At 60.4% G+C, this 22989-nt stretch carries 18 protein-coding genes; 16 read left to right on the top strand and 2 right to left on the bottom strand.

All coding sequences use genetic code 11. The features are described from left to right. Positions 1–2 precede the first annotated feature (2 nt). Entirely contained in the window at positions 3–2648 is a 2646-nt protein-coding gene (gene aceE / locus VNV36_RS02295) for a pyruvate dehydrogenase (acetyl-transferring), homodimeric type (RefSeq protein WP_325715848.1), read from the bottom strand. Positions 2649–2910: 262 nt separating this feature from the next. Here aceE and VNV36_RS02290 point away from each other — a divergent pair, with 262 nt between their 5' ends. The 13 genes from VNV36_RS02290 to VNV36_RS02230 all read left to right on the top strand — a co-directional run bounded on the left by VNV36_RS02290 (position 2911) and on the right by VNV36_RS02230 (position 18080). Further along, positions 2911–3036 (top strand): hypothetical protein, encoded by a 126-nt coding sequence (locus tag VNV36_RS02290; RefSeq protein WP_301291621.1) that lies wholly within the window; start codon positions 2911–2913, stop codon positions 3034–3036. Continuing rightward, positions 3033–5972 carry a bifunctional [glutamate--ammonia ligase]-adenylyl-L-tyrosine phosphorylase/[glutamate--ammonia-ligase] adenylyltransferase gene (gene glnE, locus VNV36_RS02285; RefSeq protein WP_325715843.1) on the top strand — a complete coding sequence of 980 codons (2940 nt, stop codon included), beginning with the start codon at positions 3033–3035 and terminating at the stop codon, positions 5970–5972. Before VNV36_RS02290 ends, glnE begins: the two co-directional genes overlap by 4 nt. A 303-nt stretch (positions 5973–6275) precedes the next feature. Continuing rightward, entirely contained in the window at positions 6276–7310 is a 1035-nt protein-coding gene (gene waaF / locus VNV36_RS02280) for a lipopolysaccharide heptosyltransferase II (protein ID WP_325715841.1), read from the top strand. A 1-nt stretch (position 7311) separates the two neighbouring features. Then, entirely contained in the window at positions 7312–8373 is a 1062-nt protein-coding gene (gene waaC / locus VNV36_RS02275) for a lipopolysaccharide heptosyltransferase I (protein WP_325715838.1), read from the top strand. After that, on the top strand, positions 8373–9494 hold the full coding sequence (locus VNV36_RS02270) for a glycosyltransferase family 4 protein (protein ID WP_325715836.1): 1122 nt from the start codon (positions 8373–8375) through the stop codon (positions 9492–9494). Before waaC ends, VNV36_RS02270 begins: the two co-directional genes overlap by 1 nt. Next, a complete protein-coding gene (gene rfaP / locus VNV36_RS02265; RefSeq protein WP_325715834.1) occupies positions 9494–10300 on the top strand; it encodes a lipopolysaccharide core heptose(I) kinase RfaP in 807 nt (268 codons plus the stop codon). Before VNV36_RS02270 ends, rfaP begins: the two co-directional genes overlap by 1 nt. Next, a complete protein-coding gene (locus VNV36_RS02260) occupies positions 10300–11034 on the top strand; it encodes a lipopolysaccharide kinase InaA family protein (protein WP_325715832.1) in 735 nt (244 codons plus the stop codon). Before rfaP ends, VNV36_RS02260 begins: the two co-directional genes overlap by 1 nt. Further along, positions 11031–11783 carry a lipopolysaccharide kinase InaA family protein gene (locus VNV36_RS02255; protein ID WP_325715830.1) on the top strand — a complete coding sequence of 251 codons (753 nt, stop codon included), beginning with the start codon at positions 11031–11033 and terminating at the stop codon, positions 11781–11783. Before VNV36_RS02260 ends, VNV36_RS02255 begins: the two co-directional genes overlap by 4 nt. Beyond that, positions 11783–13234 (top strand): lipopolysaccharide kinase InaA family protein, encoded by a 1452-nt coding sequence (locus VNV36_RS02250; RefSeq protein WP_325715828.1) that lies wholly within the window; start codon positions 11783–11785, stop codon positions 13232–13234. Before VNV36_RS02255 ends, VNV36_RS02250 begins: the two co-directional genes overlap by 1 nt. A gap of 178 nt (positions 13235–13412) precedes the next feature. Beyond that, positions 13413–13739: a YceK/YidQ family lipoprotein gene (locus VNV36_RS02245; RefSeq protein ID WP_325715826.1), complete on the top strand. Its 327-nt coding sequence runs from the start codon at positions 13413–13415 to the stop codon at positions 13737–13739. A gap of 173 nt (positions 13740–13912) precedes the next feature. After that, positions 13913–15667 carry a carbamoyltransferase family protein gene (locus VNV36_RS02240; protein ID WP_325715823.1) on the top strand — a complete coding sequence of 585 codons (1755 nt, stop codon included), beginning with the start codon at positions 13913–13915 and terminating at the stop codon, positions 15665–15667. Next, positions 15660–16568: a glycosyltransferase family 2 protein gene (locus VNV36_RS02235; RefSeq protein ID WP_325715821.1), complete on the top strand. Its 909-nt coding sequence runs from the start codon at positions 15660–15662 to the stop codon at positions 16566–16568. The genes VNV36_RS02240 and VNV36_RS02235 overlap by 8 nt, the downstream gene beginning before the upstream one ends. 51 nt (positions 16569–16619) lie before the next feature. After that, a complete protein-coding gene (locus VNV36_RS02230; protein WP_325715819.1) occupies positions 16620–18080 on the top strand; it encodes a glycosyltransferase family protein in 1461 nt (486 codons plus the stop codon). A gap of 3 nt (positions 18081–18083) precedes the next feature. Here the strand turns inward: VNV36_RS02230 and VNV36_RS02225 are convergent, their stop codons facing one another. Continuing rightward, a complete protein-coding gene (locus VNV36_RS02225; RefSeq protein WP_325715817.1) occupies positions 18084–18737 on the bottom strand; it encodes a BUD32 family EKC/KEOPS complex subunit in 654 nt (217 codons plus the stop codon). 125 nt (positions 18738–18862) lie between these two features. On the opposite strand from VNV36_RS02225, the gene msbA reads away from it, so the two are divergent. The 3 genes from msbA to VNV36_RS02210 are packed head-to-tail and all read left to right on the top strand — an operon-like array spanning position 18863 to position 22984. After that, positions 18863–20689, top strand: a complete 1827-nt coding sequence (gene msbA / locus VNV36_RS02220) for a lipid A export permease/ATP-binding protein MsbA (protein ID WP_325715815.1) — start codon at positions 18863–18865, stop codon at positions 20687–20689. Continuing rightward, a complete protein-coding gene (locus VNV36_RS02215) occupies positions 20683–21579 on the top strand; it encodes a GNAT family N-acetyltransferase (protein ID WP_325715813.1) in 897 nt (298 codons plus the stop codon). Before msbA ends, VNV36_RS02215 begins: the two co-directional genes overlap by 7 nt. A 4-nt stretch (positions 21580–21583) precedes the next feature. Continuing rightward, positions 21584–22984, top strand: coding sequence for a PIG-L deacetylase family protein (locus tag VNV36_RS02210; protein ID WP_325715811.1), 1401 nt, complete (start codon positions 21584–21586; stop codon positions 22982–22984). Positions 22985–22989: the final 5 nt, after the last annotated feature.

Genomic DNA, 22989 nt, shown 5'->3' with positions numbered 1-22989 from the left:
CCTCAGCAGTCCAGTGGGTTGCGTTTTTCCGGGTCGATGCCGAACTTGACGATGGCCTCGGCCACGACTTTAGGTTCGATATCGCCACGGTCAGCCAGTGCTTCCAGGGCTGCCAACACCACGAAATGACGGTCGACTTCGAAGAAATGACGCAGTTTCTTGCGGCTGTCGCTGCGGCCGAAACCGTCGGTGCCCAGGACTTTGAATTCCTTGGACGGTACCCACTGGCGGATCTGCTCGGCGAACAGCTTCATGTAGTCGGTAGAGGCGATGACCGGACCCTTGCGACCGTTCAGGCACTCTTCGACGTAGCTCAGCTTCGGCTTCTGGCCAGGCTTGAGGCGGTTGCTGCGCTCCACGGCCAGGCCGTCGCGACGCAGTTCGTTGAAGCTGGTGACGCTCCACACATCGGCGCCGATGTTGAATTCTTCGCGCAGGATCTTCGCCGCTTCCCGCACTTCGCGCAGGATGGTGCCCGAGCCCAGCAGCTGCACGTGGTGCGCCGCCTCGCGAGTGTCTTCTTCGAGCAGGTACATGCCTTTCTTGATGCCTTCTTCGGCACCGGCCGGCATGGCTGGTTGCTGGTACGACTCGTTCATCACGGTGATGTAGTAGAAGATGTCCTGTTGCTCTTCGGTCATCTTCTTCATGCCGTCCTGAATGATCACCGCCAGCTCGTAGCCGTAGGTCGGATCGTAGGTGCGGCAGTTCGGGATGGTCGCGGCCAGCAGGTGGCTGTGACCGTCTTCGTGCTGCAGGCCTTCACCATTCAGGGTGGTGCGGCCGGCGGTGCCGCCGATCAGGAAGCCACGGGTACGGCTGTCGCCGGCAGCCCAGGCCAGGTCGCCGATACGCTGGAAGCCGAACATCGAGTAGAAGATGTAGAACGGCAGCATCGGCTGGTTGTGGCTGGAGTACGAAGTACCGGCAGCGATGAACGAGCTCATGGCGCCGGCTTCGTTGATGCCTTCTTCAAGGATCTGACCTTTCTGGTCTTCCTTGTAGAACATCACCTGGTCTTTATCGACTGGCTCGTAGAGCTGGCCGACGGAGGAGTAGATGCCCAACTGACGGAACATGCCTTCCATACCGAAGGTACGGGCTTCGTCCGGGATGATCGGAACGATGCGTGGACCGATTTCCTTGTCCTTGACCAGTTGCGCGAGGATCCGCACGAAAGCCATGGTGGTGGAAATTTCACGGTCGCCCGAGCCATCGAGGATGGCCTTGAGGGTGTCCAGATCCGGAGTAGGTACGCTGAAACTCTGCGCGCGGCGCTGTGGCACGAAACCGCCCAGTGCGGCACGACGCTCGGCCAAGTAGCGGCCTTCGGCGCTGTTCGGCTCCGGCTTGAAGAACGGCAGGTGTTCCAGCTCTTCGTCCTTGACCGGGATGTCGAAGCGGTCGCGGAACAGCTTCAGGCTCTCGACATCGACCTTCTTGGTGTTGTGCGCAGTGTTCTTCGCTTCGCCGGCACCGGTGCCATAACCCTTGATGGTCTTGGCGAGGATGACGGTCGGTTGGTCTTTGTGGTTGACCGCTTCGTGGTACGCCGCGTAGACCTTGTACGGGTCGTGGCCGCCACGGTTGAGTTTCCAGATCTCGTCGTCGGACAGATCGGCAACCATTGCCTTGAGTTCAGGCGTGTTGAAGAAATGCTCGCGTACGAACGCGCCGTCTTTGGCTTTGTAGTTCTGGTACTCGCCGTCGATGACTTCGTCCATGCGACGCTGCAGGATGCCGTCGACGTCCTTGGCCAGCAGTGGGTCCCAGAAACGGCCCCAGATGACTTTGGTCACGTTCCACTGGGCACCACGGAACACACCTTCGAGTTCCTGGATGATCTTGCCGTTGCCGCGAACCGGGCCGTCGAGGCGCTGCAGGTTGCAGTTGATGACGAAGATCAGGTTGTCCAGCTTCTCGCGGCCGGCCAGGGAGATCGCGCCCAGGGATTCCGGCTCGTCGCACTCGCCGTCGCCCAGGAAGCACCAGACTTTCTGTTTGCCCGGCTGGATGAAACCGCGGTGCTCCAGGTATTTCATGAAGCGCGCCTGGTAGATCGCCTGGATCGGGCCCAGACCCATCGATACGGTCGGGAACTGCCAGAAGTCAGGCATCAGCCACGGGTGCGGGTAGGACGACAGGCCCTGACCGTCGACTTCCTGGCGGAAGTTGTTCATCTGGTCTTCAGTGATGCGGCCTTCCATGAAGGCGCGGGCGTAAACGCCTGGCGAGGTGTGACCCTGGAAGTAGATCAGGTCGCCGCCATGTTCGTCGGTCGGGGCCTGGAAGAAGTAGTTGAAGCCGATGTCATACAGGGTCGCACTGGAAGCGAAGCTGGAGATGTGACCACCCAGGTCCGAATCTCTCAGGTTCGTACGCATTACCATGGCCATCGCGTTCCAGCGCACCAGCGAGCGAATGCGGCGTTCCATGAACAGGTCGCCAGGCATGCGTGCTTCGTGGGTAACGGGGATCGTGTTGCGGTAAGGCGTGGTGATGGCGTAAGGGAGCTGCGAACCGCTGCGGGTCGCCAGTTCACCCATACGGGTCATCAGATAGTGAGCACGGTCTTCGCCTTCTTTGTCGAGAACCGATTCCAGGGCGTCCAGCCATTCCTGGGTTTCGACGGGATCGAGGTCTTGCATGGCTTGCTCCAGGGCGGAAAGGCTTCCAGAATCGGTTGCCTGAGTTTGCGACTGGCCTTGTGGGCAGACGATTTAAAATTCTTGGATTGCCGACAGGTTGTTCCGGCGGCGTGTAGTTTTACTACAAATCTTCCGGCATTTCAGCCTTTCGAATGTATAGACGAGTAGTAAAACTACAGATGAAAGGCTTGTGGCCTCCGACTGCGTTGTGAGAATAATCGTTAAGGCGGGTCGATTTCCATCCGAATAAGGTGAAAGTTTGATGCTGGATGCCAAAGAAGAAGAAATTTCAGCTATTTCTAACTTTTGTTCGACAGTTCTTCACGTAGCGGGTTTTCATCATTCACTACAAGCGGCTCTTTATACGCCGATCAAGGATAGACCATGACCCTGCCCGTGCTTGCCGAACTGCCCGCCGTTCTCCTGCCGTTGGTCAGCCGATCCGAGCAGTCGTTCCGTACGGCCGTCGCCTCCCTTGATGACGACCAAGGCCTGTCGACCTGGTCGCCGGAGCGCTGGTCGCAATTCGCCCGCGTGACTGCCGCCAGTGAGTTTGTCATTGAACAGAGCGTTCGTGACCCTTTGATGTTGCTGTCGCTGGCGGCGTCCGGCGAACTCGATCGGCCCTTTGCACCCGGTGAGCTGCGCGCGCAAATCGCCGCCGCGGTGAATGCCGCGCAGAGCGAAGATGAACTCGGCCGTGCCCTGCGCCGTCAGCGCTCGCGCCAACAGGTGCGGATCATCTGGCGCGATATCACCCGCCAGGCCGATCTGGTGCAGACCTGCCGCGACCTTTCGGACATGGCCGATGCCACCATTGATCAGGCTTATCAATGGCTGTACAGCCGCCACTGCGAGCAATTCGGCACGCCGACCGGCCGGCGCAGCGGCTTGCCGCAGCAGATGGTCATTCTTGGCATGGGCAAGCTCGGCGCGGTCGAGCTGAATCTGTCGTCGGACATTGACCTGATCTTCGCGTACCCCGAGGGCGGCGAAACCGTTGGCGTGAAGCGTTCGCTGGATAATCAGGAATTTTTCATCCGCCTCGGCCAGCGTCTGATCAAGGCACTTGATCCGATGACCGTCGATGGCTTCGTCTTTCGCGTTGACATGCGTCTGCGTCCGTACGGTTCTTCCGGCGCGCTGGTGCTGAGCTTCAATGCGCTGGAGCAGTATTACCAGGATCAGGGTCGCGACTGGGAACGCTACGCGATGATCAAGGCGCGAGTGGTGGCCGGCGATCAGGTGGCCGGTGCGCAGTTGCTCGACATGCTGCGCCCGTTCGTTTATCGGCGTTATCTCGACTTTTCGGCGATCGAAGCGCTGCGCACCATGAAGCAGTTGATCCAACAGGAAGTGCGGCGCAAGGGCATGGCCGACAATATCAAACTCGGCTCGGGCGGCATCCGTGAAGTCGAGTTCATCGCTCAGGCCTTCCAATTGATTCACGGTGGCCGCGACCTGAGCCTGCAACAACGTCCTCTATTAAAGGTGCTGAGCACGCTGGAAGGGCAGGGCTATCTGCCGCCGGTGGTGGTCAATGAATTGCGCGAGGGTTACGAGTTTCTGCGTTACACCGAGCACGCCATCCAGGCGATTGCCGACCGTCAGACCCAGATGCTGCCGGACAACCCGCAGGATCAGGCGCGCATTGCCTTCATGCTCGGCTTCGCGGACTGGGAGGCCTTCCATGCACAGCTGATGTTCTGGCGCGGTCGCGTGGCCTGGCATTTCGCTCAGGTGATCGCCGATCCCGACGAAGAAGAGGGCAGCGAAAGCGAAGTGGTGGTCGGCGGTGAATGGCTGCCGCTGTGGGAAGAAGAACAAGACGAAGAGGCTGCGTGCCGACAGTTGCAGAAAGGCGGCTTCGCCGATGCCGGCAAGGCCCTGAAGGCGCTGGCCGGTTTGCGCGGCAGTGCGCAATTGCGCGCGATGCAGCGGCTGGGACGCGAACGTCTGGATGCTTTCATTCCGCGACTGCTCGCGCAAGCCGTTGAGCATGACAATCCTGACTTGGTGCTCGAGCGAGTGTTGCCGCTGGTGGAAGCGGTGGCGCGGCGGTCGGCCTATCTGGTTTTGCTCACGGAAAACCCCGGTGCACTGCGGCGCCTGTTGACGCTGTGTGCGGCGAGCCCGTGGATCGCCGAGCAGATCACTCGCTTTCCGCTGCTGCTCGACGAATTGCTCAACGAGGGCCGGTTGTTCAAACCGCCGCTGGCGCCAGAACTGGCGGCCGAGTTGCGCGAGCGCCTGACGCGCATTCCCGAGGATGACCTCGAGCAACAGATGGAAGCCCTGCGCCATTTCAAACTGGCGCACCGCCTGCGTGTGGCTGCCTCGGAAATCGCCGGCAGCCTGCCGTTGATGAAGGTCAGCGATTACCTGACCTGGCTAGCCGAGGCGATTCTCGAACAGGTGCTGGCCCTGGCCTGGCGCCAGACCGTGGCCAAGTACGGCACGCCACTGCGCACCGACGGTACCTTGTGCGATCCCGGCTTCATCATTGTCGGTTATGGCAAGGTCGGCGGTCTGGAACTGGGGCATGGTTCGGATCTGGATCTGGTGTTCATTCACGACGGCGACCCACAGGCGGAAACCGACGGACCGAAGTCCATCGATGGCGCGCAGTTCTTCACGCGGCTGGGGCAGCGGATCATTCATCTGCTGACGGCGCAGACCAACTCCGGCCAGCTGTATGAAGTGGATATGCGGCTGCGCCCCTCTGGCGCTTCCGGATTGTTGGTGAGTTCCCTCGGTGCGTTTGCCCGCTATCAGGAAAATGAAGCCTGGACCTGGGAGCATCAGGCCTTGGTGCGTGCGCGGGTACTGGTGGGCAGTCAGGATGTCGGTCAGGCGTTCGAGAAAGTCCGTGCGCAGGTCCTGGGCAAGGCGCGCGATCTGGCGAAATTGCGCCAGGAAGTCAGCGAAATGCGCGCGAAGATGCGCGACAACCTCGGCACCAGGAGCACTGCGGCGGGGACGGCGGCGAATGCCTTCGAGGCGACGGTGCCATTCGACCTCAAGCAGGACGCCGGTGGTATCGTCGATATTGAATTTATGGTGCAATACGCGGCCCTGGCGTGGTCGCAGAGCCATCCGCCGCTGCTGCGCTGGACCGATAACATCCGCATTCTGGAAGAGCTGGAACACGAAGGGCTGATGCCTGCCGAGGATGCCAGCCTGTTGCGCGAGGCCTACAAAGCCTACCGCTCCGCCGCCCACCGGCAGGCGTTGCAGAAGGACGCCGGGGTGATTGCCGGGGATCAGTTTGCCGAAGAGCGGCGACAGGTTTTGCGGATTTGGCGTGAGTTGGGGCTAAGCTGACAGCGGTTTATGCAGCTATACCCTGTGGGAGCGAGCTTGCTCGCGAAGACGGAGTGTCAGATGACACAGATGTCGGAGGTGATAGCCCCTTCGCGAGCAAGCTCGCTCCCACAGGAGATCTACAGTGTCCGTAGATCTGAAGCGGGACGAACAAACCCTGTAGAAGCGAGCCTGCTCGTGATAGTGGAGTGACAGTCGACAGTCATGTTGAAGGTAATGACCCATCGCCAGCAGCGCCGCTTCCACAATGATTCTCGAGGCGGGGAGGCGTAAATGCCTCCCCGGTTCGTTTTTGGAAACCACATGAATATTCTGATCGTTGGGCCCAGTTGGGTCGGTGACATGGTGATGGCGCAGACACTGTTTCAGTGTCTCAAGCAGCGTCACCCGCAATGCGCAATCGACGTACTGGCGCCCGAATGGAGCCGGCCGATCCTCGAGCGCATGCCCGAAGTGCGCAAGGCCTTGAGCTTCCCGCTCGGCCACGGCGCGCTGGAGTTGGCGACGCGTCGACGCATTGGCAAATCCCTGGCCGGCCAGTACGAGCAGGCGATTCTGCTGCCCAATTCCTTGAAGTCGGCACTGGTGCCGTTTTTCGCCGGCGTCCCGAAGCGCACCGGCTGGCGCGGCGAGTTCCGTTATGGCCTGCTCAACGACGTGCGCACTCTCGACAAGGAACGCTATCCGCTGATGATCGAGCGCTTCATGGCGCTGGCCTATGAAGCGAACGCCGAGCTGCCGAAGCCGTACCCGCGCCCGAACCTGCAAATCGATCCGGTCAGCCGTGATGCCGCGCTGGCCAAGTTCGGTCTGACCCTTGATCGACCGGTTCTGGCCTTGTGCCCCGGCGCCGAGTTCGGCGAATCCAAGCGCTGGCCGTCCGAGCATTACGCCAGGGTCGCCGAAGCACGCATTCGCGAAGGCTGGCAGGTTTGGTTGTTCGGCTCGAAAAACGATCACGCGGTAGGCGAAGACATTCGCGCCCGGCTGATCCCGGGCTTGCGCGAAGAATCGGTGAATCTGAGCGGCGGCACCTCGCTGGCCGAGGCCATCGATCTGCTGTCCTGCGCCGACTCGGTGGTGTCCAACGATTCCGGTCTGATGCACGTTGCCGCGGCGTTGAACCGTCCGCTGGTCGCGGTGTACGGCTCGACTTCACCGGGCTTCACCCCGCCACTGGCCGAGCAGGTCGAGATCGTTCGCCTGGGCATCGAGTGCAGCCCGTGCTTTGATCGGACCTGCCGTTTCGGTCACTACAACTGCCTGCGCCAGCTGATGCCGGACGCGGTCAACGATGCCTTGCAGAAACTGCAGGGCTCCGTGGTCGAGGTTCATTAACTTGCGGGTATTGCTGATCAAGACTTCATCGCTGGGCGACGTGATTCACGCGTTGCCAGCGTTGACCGACGCCGCCCGCGCGATTCCGGGCATCAAGTTCGACTGGGTGGTGGAAGAGGGCTTCGCCGAGATTCCGACCTGGCACCCGGCGGTCGACAAAGTGATTCCGGTGGCGATCCGCCGCTGGCGCAAGAATCTGTGGAAAACCCTCACCAGTGGCGAGTGGAAACGCTTCAAGCAAAGCGTGCGCGCCAATAAATACGATCTGGTGATCGACGCTCAAGGCCTGCTGAAAAGCGCCTGGCTGACCCTCTACGTCAAAGCCCCAGTGGCCGGCCTCGATAAAACCTCGGCCCGCGAGCCGATCTCTGCGCGCTTCTACAACCGCAAACTCGCCGTGGCCCGGGGGCAGCACGCCGTCGAACGGGTGCGTCAGTTGTTTGCCATTGCCCTCGGGTACGATTTGCCCAAAGGCCTTGGCGATTACGGCCTCAACGTCGAGCGCCTGGTCGAGTTGCCGCGCAAAAATGCCTTCGTGGTATTCCTTCACGGCACCACTTGGGACACCAAGCACTGGCCGGAAATCTATTGGCGCGAACTGACCGAGCGGGTCGGCTACCTCGGTGTCGGCGTCAAGCTGCCGTGGGGCAACCCGCAGGAAAAGGCCCGCGCCGAACGTATCGCCGCCGGCTTCAAACATGCCGAAGTGCTGCCGAAGCTGAATCTGGCCGGCGTCGGCAAGGTGCTTGCCGGCGCGCAAGCCTGCGTGGCGGTAGACACCGGGCTCGGCCATCTGGCCGCTGCGCTGGATGTGCCGACCATCTCGCTGTTCGGCCCGACCAACCCGGGACTGACTGGCGCCTACGGCAAATTGCAGATTCATCTGGCCAGCGACTTCCCGTGCGCGCCGTGCCTGCAGAAGAAATGCACCTATCAACCGACTGCGCAGGATGCCCGTCAGTTTGACCTGAAACGCGAGCAGCCTTTGTGCTTCACGCGTCTGAACCCCGAGCGTGTTGCCAGCCGACTGAGCACGTTGTTAATGGCTGAGGAGCTGCGCTGATGCAATTGGCATTCGTTCTGTACAAATATTTTCCGTTTGGTGGCTTGCAGCGCGACTTCATGCGCATCGCCCTTGAATGCCAGAAGCGCGGCCACCAGATTCGCGTCTACACGCTGATCTGGGAAGGCGACGTGCCGCCGGGTTTCGAAGTGCTGGTGGCGCCGGTCAAGGCCTTGTTCAATCACCGGCGCAATGAAAAGCTCAGCGCCTGGATGGCAGCGGATCTGGCCAGGCGCCCGGTCGATCGTCTGATCGGTTTCAACAAGATGCCGGGGCTGGACGTCTATTACGCCGCCGACGGCTGCTTCGAAGACAAGGCGCAGAACCTGCGCAATTCGCTGTACCGGCGTTGGGGGCGCTATCGTCACTTCGCCGAGTACGAGCGCGCGGTGTTCGCCAAGGATGCGAAGACCGAAGTACTGATGATTTCCGAAGTGCAGCAGCCGCTGTTCATCAAGCATTACGACACGCCGCTCGAGCGCTTCCACCTGCTGCCACCGGGCATCGCCCAGGATCGTCGGCGTCCAGCGGATGCTGATGAAATCCGCGCCGGGTTCCGCGCCGAATTCAATCTCAAGGATGACGAACTGCTGCTGGTGCAGATCGGCTCCGGGTTCAAGACCAAAGGTGTCGATCGCAGTCTCAAAGCGCTGGCCGCACTGCCCGCCGAATTGCGCAAACGCACGCGGCTGTTTGTAATCGGCCAGGATGACCCCAAATTGTTCCAGATGCAGAGTGCGAAGCTGGGCCTGGGCGACAATGTGACCTTTCTCAAAGGGCGCAGCGATATCCCGCGGTTCCTGCTCGGCGCCGACCTGTTGATTCACCCGGCCTACAACGAAAACACCGGTACCGTGCTGCTTGAAGCGCTGGTGGCCGGGTTGCCGGTGCTGGTCAGTGCGGTCTGCGGTTACGCCCATTACATCGCCGAGGCCGATGCCGGGCGAGTGCTGGACGAGCCTTTCGAGCAGACGCAACTGACGCAGTACTTGACCGAAATGTTGAGCGACGACGCTGCACGGGCGGCCTGGAGCCGTAACGGCCTGGCCTTCGCCGAGACGGCCGACCTCTATAGCATGCCGCAGCACGCGGCGGATGTGATTCTGGCGGAGCACGCTTAATGAAGTTGATGCTGGCTGAACCGTTCAAGACCCTGTGGGCCGGACGCGATCCGTTCGTCGCAGTCGAAGGCTTGCAGGGCGAGGTATACCGCGAACTGGAAGCGCGCCGGACCCTGCGCACGGAAGTCGATGGCAATGGTTTTTTCGTCAAGATCCACCGTGGCATCGGCTGGGGCGAGATCTTCAAGAACCTGCTGACCGCCAAGCTGCCGGTGCTCGGTGCCGGGCAGGAGTGGAAGGCTATTCAGCGCCTTCAGGAAGTCGGTGTGCCGACCATGACTGCCGTGGCCTATGGCGAGAAGGGCAGCAATCCGGCGGATCAGCATTCGTTCATCGTCACCGAAGAACTGGCGCCGACCATCAGCCTCGAAGACTTCAGCATCGACTGGGTCAGGCAGCCGCCCGAGCCAAAGCTCAAGCGCGCGCTGATCACTGAAGTCGCGCGGATGACCGGCATGATGCACCGCGCCGGGGTCAATCATCGCGACTGCTACATCTGCCACTTTCTGCTGCACACCGACAAACCGGTCACGCCGCAGGATTTCAAGCTGTCGGTGATCGATCTGCACCGTGCCCAGACCCGCCCGGCGATCACGCGGCGCTGGCGCAACAAGGATCTGGCAGCGCTGTACTTCTCCGCGCTGGACATCGGCCTGACCCGCCGCGACAAACTGCGCTTCCTCAAAGGCTATTTCCAGCAACCGTTGCGGCAGATTCTTGCCGAAGAAGCGCCGCTGCTGAACTGGCTGCAAGGCAAGGCCGACAAACTCTACGAACGCAAACAGCGTTACGGGGACGCGCTCTGATGGCGGGCTGGACACTGGAGCCGCAGTACAGCGACCTCGCCGCAGATTTCGGCAGCCTCGAAGCCGTCTTTGCGTTACAGGGTGAGCGCCTGACCCGCGATCCGCTGTCGGAGGTCATTCGCGTGCAGCGCGATGGGGTCAATTACTACGTCAAGCGCTACGTCGGTGCCGGCAAAGGCCTGCGCCGCTATCTCGGCAAGCCGCGGGTGAAGATGGAATGGCAGAACCTCAAGCGCTTCGCCAAGTGGGGCATCCCTACCGCCGAGGTGGTGGCCTGGGGCCTGGAGCGACGTGGCGCGGCTTACGACCGGGGCGCAATGATCACCCGCGAGTTGCCCAACACTGAGGACCTTTCGGCGCTGGCCGAGCGCAAGGATCCCAAGCTAAGGGATCGTGCCTGGGTCGACGGTGTCAGCCGGCAACTGGCCGGTTATACCCGGACAATGCATGATCACCGCTTTACCCATAACGACTTGAAATGGCGCAACCTGTTGATCGATGATCAGGCGCGCATATTTCTCATCGATTGCCCCAACGGTGAGTTCTGGCGCGGTTTCTGGCTCAAGTACCGGATCACCAAGGATCTCGCCTGTCTCGACAAGCTGGCCAAATATCACCTGTCCAACACGCAGCGCCTGCGCTTTTACAAGCAATATCGCCAGTGCGATCGGCTCGATGTCGCCGACAAGAAACGGATTCGGCACGTGGTGAGATTTTTTGAGGGACGTGAATGACTGATTTTCTCGCCGAAGAAGACCGCGCGCTGCTGGAGCGGCACGGTCTTGGCACTTTCGACGCGCTGTGGGCCAGGCAGCTTGAGGCTGTGGATGAGCCCAACACCGTCCGTGGTGGCTGGAGCAGCGTGTTCCGCCTGGATCTCGAAGGTCAGGGGTATTACCTCAAGCGCCAGAGCAACTACCTGACCCGCACCTTGCACGCGCCGTTTGGCGAGCCAAGCTTCGCTCGCGAATTTCGCAACATCAGTCGTTATCGCAAGCTTGGCATTCCGGCGTTGCAAGCGGCGTTTTTCGGTGAGCGCAAGGTCGATGGCGAGGTGCGTGCCCTTCTGCTCACGCGCGCGCTGGACGGCTGGAGCGATCTGGAGTCGTTGCTGGCCCGCTGGGCGCAGCTCAGTGCCGCGCAGCATTCGGCCATCCTCAAGGCTTGCGGACTGTTGGCGCAGCGCCTGCACGGCGCGCGGCAGGTGCATGGCTGTTTCTATCCCAAGCATATTTTCCTGCGCGCCACCGGCGATGGCTATGAGGCGCAGTTGATCGATCTGGAGAAAACCCGGCCATTGCTGTTCGGCATGCGCGATCGGGTCAAGGATCTGGAACCGTTGCAACGCCGCGCACCGCAGTGGAGCGAGGCCGACTTGCGCCAACTGCTCGCGGCTTACCTCGATCAGCCGACTGACAGTGCTCTGCTCGACAGCTGGCTGGGCCGGTTGACGGCGCGGCGCAGCCACAAGGAGACCCGCTGATGCAATTGTCCGAGCTGGCCCGGGCGGGGCGCGGACCCTCATTACCGCTGACGGTGACCCTGGCGGATGCGGCCGGTACGGCGGATCTGCAGTTGTTGAGTCTGCTGCGGGTCTTGCCGGGGCAGCGCTACGTTGGCGCCGGCGTCTGGCGCGGTCGACCGGTTCTGGCCAAATTGTTGGTCGGCAGCAAGGCAGCCCGGCATTTCCAGCGTGAACTCGAAGGCGTGCGCTTGCTGGCGGCCCAGGGCATGACCACGCCGCTGTTGCTGGTCGATGGTCTGAAGGAGGGTGAGGGTGGCTGGCTGCTCTTCGAGTTTCTCGAGGGCGCTCAAAGCCTCGCTGATGCCTGGGCGAAGGTGGAGGCGTTGCCGGTGCTGGCCGATGAGCAAAGCGCCGTGTTGGCCGAAGCCCTGGATGCCATCGGCCGCCTGCACGGCAAAGGCCTCTGGCAGGAAGACTTGCACCTGGACAATTTACTGCGCCACAGCGCTCAGCTGTATCTGATCGATGGCGCCGGGGTTCGCGCCGAGACGGCGGGCCAGCCGTTGTCGCGGCAAAAGGTGCTGGAAAACCTCGGCGTGTTTTTCGCTCAGTTGCCCAAATCGCTCGAGCCGTTCACCGAAGAGTTGCTGGTGTATTACCTGTTGAGCAACAGCGAGCACGCATTGCCGCTGGAGGCGTTGCAGAAGCAGATCGACAAGGTGCGCAGCTGGCGGCTGAAGGATTATCTGCTCAAGATCGGCCGCGACTGTACGTTGTTCGCCGTCCGGCGTGGTGCATTTGGCCTGCGGGCCATTCGCCGCGAAGAGGAAACAGCCATGCTGGCGGTGCTTGAGCAGGCCGACGCCCTGCTCGATCAGGGGCATCTGTACAAGACCGGCGGCGCTGCGAGTGTCGGCAAGGTTCAAGCGGGCGGGCGCACGCTGGTGATCAAGCGCTACAACATCAAGGGCTTTGCCCATTGGCTCAAGCGTTTCTGGCGCCCGAGCCGGGCCTGGCACTCGTGGCGCGAAGGCAATCGTCTGGCCTTCCTCGATATCGCCACGCCAAAGCCGTTGGCAGTGCTGGAAAAGCGTTTTTTGTGGCTGCGCCGTAGCGCGTATCTGGTCACCGAATTCCTGCCGGGGCCAGACATCATCGAGCACTTCGCGCCCTACGTGGATAATGGCCAGGCGCCGGAAGTCGAGTTGCAGGCGCTGGATCGACTGTTTGCCCGATTGATTGCCGAGCGCATCAGCCATGGAGACCTCAAGGGCCACAACCTGTTCTGGCAGAACGATCGCTGGGCGTTGATCGATCTTGATTCGATGTGCCAGCACGGCTCTATCGGCAGTTTCGCCCCGGCTTATGCCCGTGATCGGGCGCGGTTCATGCGTAACTGGCCTGAAACCAGCGCGTTGTATCGAGTCATTGACCAGCGGTTGCCCAAGGATACCTCCGACGCTGGTTGAGTCTTTTCGCCAGCAGGCTGGCTCGCACAATAGCTCGGCCTGCTGTGAAGGCGAGCCTGCTGGCGGCTACGGACACATACCATCGAATTGTCCTACAGCTTCTTCGGAAGCCATGAACTGTCTGCTGTTCAGCCTCGATGCTACTTTGCCCGACGATTTCGGATGATGAGTCTTGGGCATGAAAAAGATGATGACGCTAGGCGTTTTGTTCTCGGTTCTATCAGGCTGTGGCAGTGTTTCAACGGTGTTCCAGCACGACGCAGATGTCGCTCGGAACCTGCGCAAACAGAAGACTTACTGCCAATCCATCCCGCGTATCTACAGTGGCCTGGCCTTTGATTTCTGCATGTTGAACGCACCGCCCAATCCTGCTGGCGCGGTGTCCTTCGTATTGTTTGATCTGCCGTTGTCCGCTGCGTTCGACACGGTTTTGCTGCCTTACACGATCTATCGCCAGGCTGGCGACGGTAATATGAGTATTTACTGGCGCAGGGACGGCTACTGAGGCTTTAGTGCCCGTTGAATCGGACCAATCCCGGTAGTGCCAATTCGCACAGGGTAATTCCCTTCATGTTTACGCTATAATCCCGCCCTTTAGCTGTCACTCGCCCTGCGCGAGGGCACATCAATTTTCAAGGCGCGTCGCGCCTGCATGCAGACTAAAGAGGCTAGACCCCTGTGGCATTGACGATTCTTGGCCTGTCCGGCGCCCTTAGCCATGATCCTTCCGCAGCCTTGTACATCGACGGCAAGCTGGTCGCGGCGGCTGAAGAAGAGCGCTTCGTACGCGATAAACATGCAAAGAACCGCATGCCCTACGAATCGGCGAAATTCTGCCTTGAGCAGGCCGGTATCAAACCGTCCGACGTTGATGTGGTGGCGATTCCATTCGCGCCGATCAGTTTGTTCGGCAAAGCCCGCTGGCATTACGCCAAGCGCTATTGGTACGCCCCGGACCGCGCCCTCGATGCGATCCTGATGGGCAACCGTCGCTACAAGCGCTATCGCAACAAGATCGTCTGGTGCCTCGAGCAACTGGGCTTCGATCCAAAGAAAATCAAGATCGAGCCGGTCGAACATCACCTGGCGCACGCATCCAGTGCCTATCACTGCTCGGGTTTCAAAGAAAAAACCGCGATCCTCGGCATCGACGGCAAAGGCGAGTACGCCACGACGTTCTTCGGCTACGGCGAAAACGGCAAGATCCACAAGATCAAGGAATTCTTCGACCCGGATTCCCTTGGTGGCCTGTACGGCGCGATCACCGAATTCCTCGGCTTCGAAATGCTCGACGGTGAGTTCAAGGTCATGGGCATGGCGCCGTACGGCGACGCCAGCAAATATGATTTCTCGCGTCTGGCCTCGTTCGAGAATGGCGAGTTGGTGATCAATACCGACTACGCCAACGTGATCGGCCTGCGTCGATATAAAGAGAAGGGCAAAGGTTTTTACTTCTCGCCGAAGCTGATCGAATGGCTGGGGCCGAAGCGTGAGGGCGATATCGCCGACGAGCCGTACATCCACTACGCCGCAAGCATGCAAGCGCTGTTCGAGAAGCTGGCGTTGCAGATGATCGACCATTACCTGGGCGATGTGCTCAAGGAGACCGGCAAACTGGCGTTCGCCGGTGGCTGTGCGTTGAACGTCAAGCTGAACCAGAAAATCATCGCCCGCGACGACATCAAGGAGTTGTTCGTGCAACCAGCGTCCGGCGATGCCGGCACTGCAGTCGGCGCTGCCGCTTACGTATCGCACGCCCGTGGCGTGCCGGTCGAGAAGATGGAACACGTCTACCTCGGCCCGTCATACAGCAACGAAGACGTGATTGCCGCCTGCGCCCGTCATGAGAACAAACCGACCTGGCGCAAGCTCGACAATATGCCTGAGCAGATCGCCAGAATCATGGTGGAAGGCAACCCGGTGGCCTGGTTCCAGGGCCGCATGGAATTCGGTCCGCGCGCTCTGGGCGGCCGTTCGATCATCGGATGCCCGAGCGTGCCCGGTGTCGCTGACCGCATCAACCATCAGATCAAGTTCCGCGAGCGCTGGAGGCCTTTCTGCCCGTCGATGCTCGACACTGTCGCGCCACAGATGATCAAGATCGACCACCCGGCACCGTTCATGACCTTCACGTTCGAAGTGGCCGAAGAATGGAAAACCCGCGTGCCGGAAGTCGTCCATGAAGACGGCACTTCCCGGGCCCAGGTGCTCAAGCGCGAATACAATCCGCGCTACTACGACATGATGAAGGCGCTGGAAAACCTGACCGGTAATGGTGTTTCGCTGAACACTTCGCTCAACCGTCGTGGCGAGCCGATGATCTGTTCACCGACCGACGCACTGAACATGTTTTTCGGTTCTGACCTGCAATATCTGATCATGGAAGATATTCTTGTCGTCAAAGAAGGCGTGCAAGGAAACAGTCTTGACTGAAACACTGATCAGCGTCGTGATCCCTGCGTACAACTACGCCAAGTCACTGCCACGGGCTGTAGAGTCTGTGTTGGCGCAGTTGCACGAGGCGAACGCAGATCTGTTGGTTATCGATGACGGATCCACTGACTCGACGCCTGAGGTTGTCCAGGCGCTGCAGGACCGCCATGCCGGGCATTTCCGGGCGATACGCCAAAGCAATGGCGGACTGTCATCAGTGCGCAACCGCGGAATCGAGGAAACGACCGGGCACTTTCTGATCTTTCTCGACGCGGATGACGAGATGGCTCCAGGTGCGCTGGCGGCGTTGTCGAAACACATCGCCAGTCATCCTCACAGCCGAATGATCATCGGTGCTCACTGGTCGATTTTCTCAAGCGGCAAGCGCAGCCTGCAGGCTGTGAAGCCTCTACCGGCAACGGTGCGGGAGCGGGTCAGGGGCTATCTGCTGGACAAGACGGTGTCGATCTCCAACGGTGCCTGCGCGATGCATCGCGAGGTGTTTGCACCGGGCAACTATCCCGAGCATCTGCGCAACGTCGAAGATCTTCCAGTGTTCGCACAGATCCTCGCGCGGTTTCCCTGCACGGTGATCCAGCAACCGCTGGCGCTCATCTACAAGCACGCCGACAGCATGCGCCATGATCTGCGCCAAAGCCTGGCGGCGGGTACCGAGCAGGTGGTCAGCGAGGTGTTTTCCACTGCGCGAATGCCGCAAGAGTTTCATGACTTGCGCCAGGCCTATCTCGCGCAGCGTTGCCTGTCGCTGTTTCGAGATTGCTACTCCCATGGCGAATACGCGCTGGCAAAAAAATTCTATGTACAAGCGCTGCGTGCCGACCGGCGAATTCTGGGGCGCTGGTCGTATATGCGTAAAGCCCTGCGTCTGCTGTTCCGGTAAAAATCGGTTTTGTTTTTGCGTACCTGTGGCGCGAGATGTTGAGGGGGCAGAGTGAAAGGTACGGTAGGTAATTGGACGGACAAGTTCGCCCGGATAATCAATGAACGACCGGTCAGTGTAGCGTTCTGGGCAAGCGTTCTGCTGTCGCTGATTGCCGTGTGGGGTACAGCGACCGTCGGCCGCGACGCAGCGTTATACATCGATATCGCGCAACAGGTTGTCGAGCATGGACCTGGTGTTGCCTGGGTGCATTTCGACTGGCCGTGGTTCTCCATTCTTGTGGCGCTCACCCATCGTTTTCTGCACTTGCCGCTGGAGTTCAGCGCCTATCTCTGGTGCGGCCTGTTTTTCGCCGGCACCAGCGCCCTGATGGTGGATTGCGTTCGCCGGCGTTCCCCCGAGCTTGCCGGCTGGGCGTGCCTGGTGGTGCTGGCGATGCCGGCAGTCAATGCCTTTCGCAACGACATCATTCGCGAATGCGGCTTCTGGTTTTTCTGCACGCTGACATTGTGGCAGGCACTGCGTTGGCAAGCGCTGGGCGGCTGGCTCAGGGCCGGTCTGATCCATCTGGCGATTGTCGCCGCTGCATTGTTCCGGCTTGAAGCATTGCTGTTATGGCCGGCGCTGGGGTTATGGCAATTGCCTGGCCTGTGGCGCTCTGGCCAGCGTATACGGTTGTTGCAGCTTGGCCTGTTGCCGGTGCTGGGGCTGTTGGTTGCATTGATGTTCGGTGTATTCATGTCGGCGCGCTTCATGCTCTATCTGGACATGATTGCGCCGCATAGCGTGTACGCCTCGTTTCAGATGTTGTCCGAACAGTTTGGCAACTCTCTGATCAACAAATATTCGCAGGATGAAGCCGGGCGCATTGTGTTCTTCGGTCTGCTGGCGACGATGATGATCACGTTCGTCAAGCTGATGGGTCCCTTCGCTGCCCCCTTCGTGCTGCGCCGAAACTGGGGGGTGTTGGGCATTTACTGGCGTGACTATCGGCCGTTCGCCTGGGCTGCGCTGTTGTATCTGGTGGTGCTGATGCTGTTCTTCATCAAGCAGCAATTCATGAACGCCCGGTACCTGAGTTTCCTCAATCTGCTGTTTGTGCCGGTACTGGTGATGGGACTTGCAGCACTTGCCCGGCAGTTTCCGCGCTGGACCAAGGTGCTGGTGGCGGCGGCGCTGCTGGTGATGCTGTCCAACGTGATCTCCACCGGTGCCGGCAAGACCCATTACGTGGCGGCCGGACGCTGGATGTCCTCGCACGTCGAACCTGACGCCAGCGCCTGGTTTGAAGACGGTCGCATCAGTTATTACGCGGGGCGGGGATACGTCCTGCCGGCACTGACCCGTGAGCAGGCGATGTCGCCAGAGCATGCCGGTGATTACCGGTATTTCCTGATCGAAGGCAAAGGCGATGAGCCGTGGCTCGGCGAATGGCTGGTGGCGCACAAGATGCGCATCATCGAGCGCTTCGCCAATCGCAAGGGCGCGACGATTCTGGTCATCGGCCGGTAGCGGTCAGCCCAGTAGCGGGCGCAGTCGTTCGATGAACGACGCTTGCCGGTTGCGTGGCAGGGCCTGACGGTAACCCTCAATGAAAGTCTCGCCGGCATCGTTGCCCAGCAACCACCGCCGGTCTTCCTTGTAACGGAGCAAATGGGCGAAGTTGCGCAGTCGCTTGCTATCGCTCAAGGGACGCCGCTGGCAGCGCAGGTCGGCAATGTCGATCAGGCCAAGTTGTTTTTCCGGGGTTTGCACCACGTTGCCGAAGTGCAGCGACCGGAAATACACGCCTTTTTCATGCAGTAGCGCGATGAATGCTCCCAATTGGCTGCGCAACGTGTCGGTTTCCTCGGGAGTACCCTGCAATTGCCGCACGGTTTCCCCCGCCAGCGGTGCGTAATACACGCCGTCACGCTGAATGCTCGGAATACGATAAACCGCAATGACGTTCGGGCAGAGAATGCCGCGCTGCTGCAATGCCCTGGTGTTATTGGCGAAGCGTTGGGCGTAGGGAAAGAACAGCGCCGAACTCAACAGGCGTTTACGGCGAAACAGTTTGAGCATGCGACCATCGGGCAACCTGAGCACTTTGTCACCGGAGCCGTCGGCTTCGAGTACCTGAGCACCTTTGCGCAGTGCCTCGTAAGTGCTGTGATCAATCGATTGCATGCCTGACTCCCCATCGTGAGCCGGCTATCTTAACCGACTTGGCCAAAGGCTGGCTCCCGGTGATGTTGATCGGCGCAAAAGGGCCTGTGATATCATCGCCGCCTCACTGATTTACGCGGATTCCCATGAGCAGTCCTGAACCGAAAGCCCAGTCAACGCTGGCGATCTATTTCCGCCTTTTGGCTTACGTGCGTCCCTACGCCGGCCTGTTCATCCTGAGTATCGTCGGCTTCCTGATCTTCGCATCGACCCAGCCGATGCTCGCCTACATCCTTAAATATTTCGTCGACGGCCTGGCCAATCCGGAGGCCAGTCTGTTCCCGGGCAATCCTTACCTGGGCAAGTTGCAGTTGCTCGAAAGCGTACCTTTATTGATCGTGTTGATTGCCGTGTGGCAAGGCGTCGGTTCCTATCTGGGCAACTACTTCCTGGCGCGGGTTTCCCTGGGTCTGGTGCATGACCTGCGGGTGGTCCTGTTCAACAAGCTGCTTGATCTGCCCAACAGCTATTTTGACAAGAACAACTCCGGTCACCTGATTTCCCGCATTACCTTCAACGTGACCATGGTCACCGGCGCCGCCACCGATGCGATCAAGGTGGTGATCCGTGAAGGCATGACAGTGATCTTTTTGTTCTGCACACTTTTGTGGATGAACTGGAAGCTCACCCTGGTCATGGTCGCGATTCTTCCGGTCATCGGCCTGATGGTGAACAGCACCAGCAAGAAATTCCGCAAGCAGAGCAAGAAGATTCAGGTTTCGATGGGCAATGTCACTCATGTGGCGTCCGAGACCATTCATGGCTACCGCGTGGTGCGCAGTTTTGGTGGCGAGACCTATGAAAAAGTCCGCTTCCGCGATGCCAGTCAGAGCAACACCGACAAACAGCTGACCATGACCAAGACCGGCGCGGTGTACACACCGATGCTGCAATTGGTCACCTACAGCGCCATGGCGGTGGTGATGTTTCTGGTTCTGTACCTTCGCGGTGACGCGTCGCCCGGTGATCTGGTGGCCTACATCACCATGGCGGGTCTGCTGCCCAAACCGATTCGCCAGCTCTCCGAAGTCAGCTCGACGATCCAGAAGGGCGTGGCAGGTGCCGAGAGCATTTTCGAACAGCTGGACGAGCCGGCGGAAGTCGATCGCGGTACAGTCGAACGTGACCGTCTGCAAGGTCGCCTGGAGGTGCGCAACCTCAGCTTCAGTTATCCCAACAGCGAGAAAAAGGTCCTCGATAACATCAGTTTCGTCGTCGAACCAGGGCAAATGGTGGCGCTGGTTGGTCGGTCGGGCAGTGGCAAATCCACCCTGGCCGGGCTGATTCCGCGCTTCTACCAGCATGAACAGGAGCACGGGCAGATTTTGCTCGATGATGTGCAGGTGCAGGATCTGACCCTGCGCAGCCTGCGTCGGCAGATTGCCCTGGTGACCCAACAGGTCACGCTGTTCAACGACACGGTGACCAACAATATCGCCTATGGCGATCTGGCAGGTGCACCGTTCGATGAAGTCAAGCGCGCGGCCACCGAAGCCTATGCCGATGAGTTCATCATCAAGATGCCCCAGGGTTATGAAACCCTGGTCGGGGAGAATGGCGTGCTCTTGTCCGGCGGGCAGCGTCAGCGCATTGCCATTGCCCGAGCGTTGCTCAAGGATGCGCCGCTGCTGATTCTCGATGAGGCCACATCGGCCCTCGATACCGAATCGGAACGGCATATTCAGGCGGCGCTGGATCATGTCGTACAGAACCGTACGACACTGGTGATCGCCCACCGTTTGAGCACCATCGAGAAAGCCGACCTGATCCTGGTCATGGACGAGGGCAAAATTGTCGAGCGTGGTACCCATGCTCAGCTGCTGGCGCAGAATGGCTACTACTCGCGACTGCATGCCAAAGAGTTCGAAGAGGGTGACGAGCCACAACCGACCCATGCGACCGACCTATGCTGACGGCGTTTCGCGTCTGGCGTGAACGCGGCTGGAGCGAGATCGATCAGGCAACTTATGCCCAGGCCTGGCAGCGCTTCGGGGGCAGTTTTGCGACTCATCCCGAAGTGGTAGCGCGGCTGTCGATCTTTGTCGGCATCAAGCTGCACTACCTGGGCTGGGTCGTTGATGGCGAAGTCGTCGCGGCTGTTGCTTGTTGGGGCAGGCACGCCGCCCTCTCCAAAGAAGTGCTTAAGCGCGAAGGCAAACGCGGGTTGCTCGATATGGGTAACGCCGAACTGATTCTGCCGATTGCCCCGGATGTGCTGGTTCCGGTGCGTCAGCGCATGGCTTATGTCTCGCAGCTCAATGCCGGGCAGATCAGCACTCTCAAGTCCCAGCCCGAAGGGCTGGCGCTGGCGCGGTTGCCGGAGGATTACTCGAAGAAGTTCCGCTACAACCAGCGCCGCGAACAGCGCCTGCTGGAGGAGGCTGGCGGTTCGCTGCTGCCGATGTCCGATCTGACGCCGCAGGAGCAGGCTGCCGCTTACGGCGATCTGTTTCAGCGTCGCTGGGGTTTCGAAGTGCCTGGCAAGGCCGGGCTGGTCGAAGTCTTCACCCTGCTGCGCGAGTTCATGACCGGCTCGGTGGTGATGCTTGAGTCGGCACCGGTGGCGATCCAGATTCTCTACCGTGTCGAAGCGCCGCAGTGGGTTTCGCTGGAATACGTCAACGGCGGCGTCGATCCACAGAGCCGAGAGTTCAGCCCCGGCAGTGTATTGAGTTTCGTCAACACCCAGCAGGCCTGGGCGGATGCTCAGGCACTGGGCAAGACATTGCGCTATTCGTTCGGCCGAGCCGATCGTGAATACAAGGATCGCTGGTGCCACACGGTGCCCGTCTACAAGGTCTGAATCCATGACTGCTCGCAAGCAACAGCTGCTCAAGGCGCATCGGCGCAGTAAAAGGTTGTTCCTGATCGCGTTTGTGATCGCGCTGGTGGCGGCCGGTTTCTGGCTCGGCTGGTGGCTGGTGCCGATCTTGCTGGTGCTGGCGTGGGTGGCGCACGAAGCGTGGTTTGCCGACCACCTGTTCTATCGCGCCACGGACGACTATCAGTACCGCTTTCCCTCCGATACCTCGCGCCAGGCCGTGAAACTGGATGCCGGCGTGGTGCACCTGAGTGAGCCGCTGGCTCCGGGGGAAACGTTGCTGCTGGAGCTCGAGGTCAAGGCCACCTGGCTGGGACGCTGGCTGGATCCTTATGTCGAGCCGGGGGACGATCGCCAGGACTTCGAGCGGGGCGTCAACGGGCGGCGCTTTCTCAATCTGTCCGGGCAGGCCACAGCGCTTGGCGAAAATGCGCTGACCCTGCGCGGGCGCCATTGCACACTCGGTGCCACCGGTACGCTATGGGTGATGAGCAATCCCGATTACGCGCGGCAACGGATCATGGTCATCGCGCCCCACGCCGATGATGCGGAGCTGGCCGCGTTTGGCCTCTACCGTCGCGCCAAAGAGGCAAGCATCGTCACTCTGACCCAGGGTGAAATCGAAGCCGAAAACTTCCAGCGTCTGGGCCTGGACAAGGCTCAGGCCGCGCGCTTGAAAGGTCGTCTGCGCAGTTGGGACAGCCTGTGTATTCCGCTGTGGGGCGGGGTGCCGGCTGAGCGGTGCGTGCAGTTGGGCTATTACTGCCTGCAGTTGCCGGCGATGGCCGAGGAACCGGACAAGGCATTCGGCTCGCGGGAGTCGGGCGAAAACGATGTGCGCAGTGTGCGCCAGCACAATCCGCTGAGCTTGCCGGGCGATGTCGACGGTGCTCCGACCTGGATCAACCTCGTCGGCGATATGCAGGGACTGCTGGAGCACTTTCGCCCCGAGGTGGTCGTCACTCCCCATCCCGAACTGGACCCGCACAGCGATCACGTCGCGGCCACCCGTGCCGTGCTGCAAGCCATCGAGGCCAGTTCGTGGAAGCCGGCGACCTTGCTGATGTATGCCAATCACCTGCATGACAATGACCGCTGGCCCATGGGCCCGGCTGGTGCCGGTATCGCCCTGCCTCCGGCGATCGAGCCGTTGCCGGGCGACCGCTTGTGGAGCCCTCTGCTGTCGCCGGACACGCAACTGGACAAAGTCATGGCGCTGGCCATGGAGCATGATTTGCAGGGCTCGCTCGGGTTCAAGCGCCAGTTGCGGCGTGACATTCAGCGGATTCTCACTGGGCGTCGCTGGCCGGTGACCGGCAGTAACGAGTTTTTCCGCAAGGCTGTGCGGCGTCATGAACTGTTCTGGGTGCGCGACCTTTCAGATTGAGGCGG

It is taken from the genome of Pseudomonas sp., assembly GCF_035554175.1.
Taxonomy (GTDB): Bacteria; Pseudomonadota; Gammaproteobacteria; order Pseudomonadales; family Pseudomonadaceae; genus Aquipseudomonas.
This window is presented reverse-complemented; position numbering and strand designations above follow the sequence as displayed.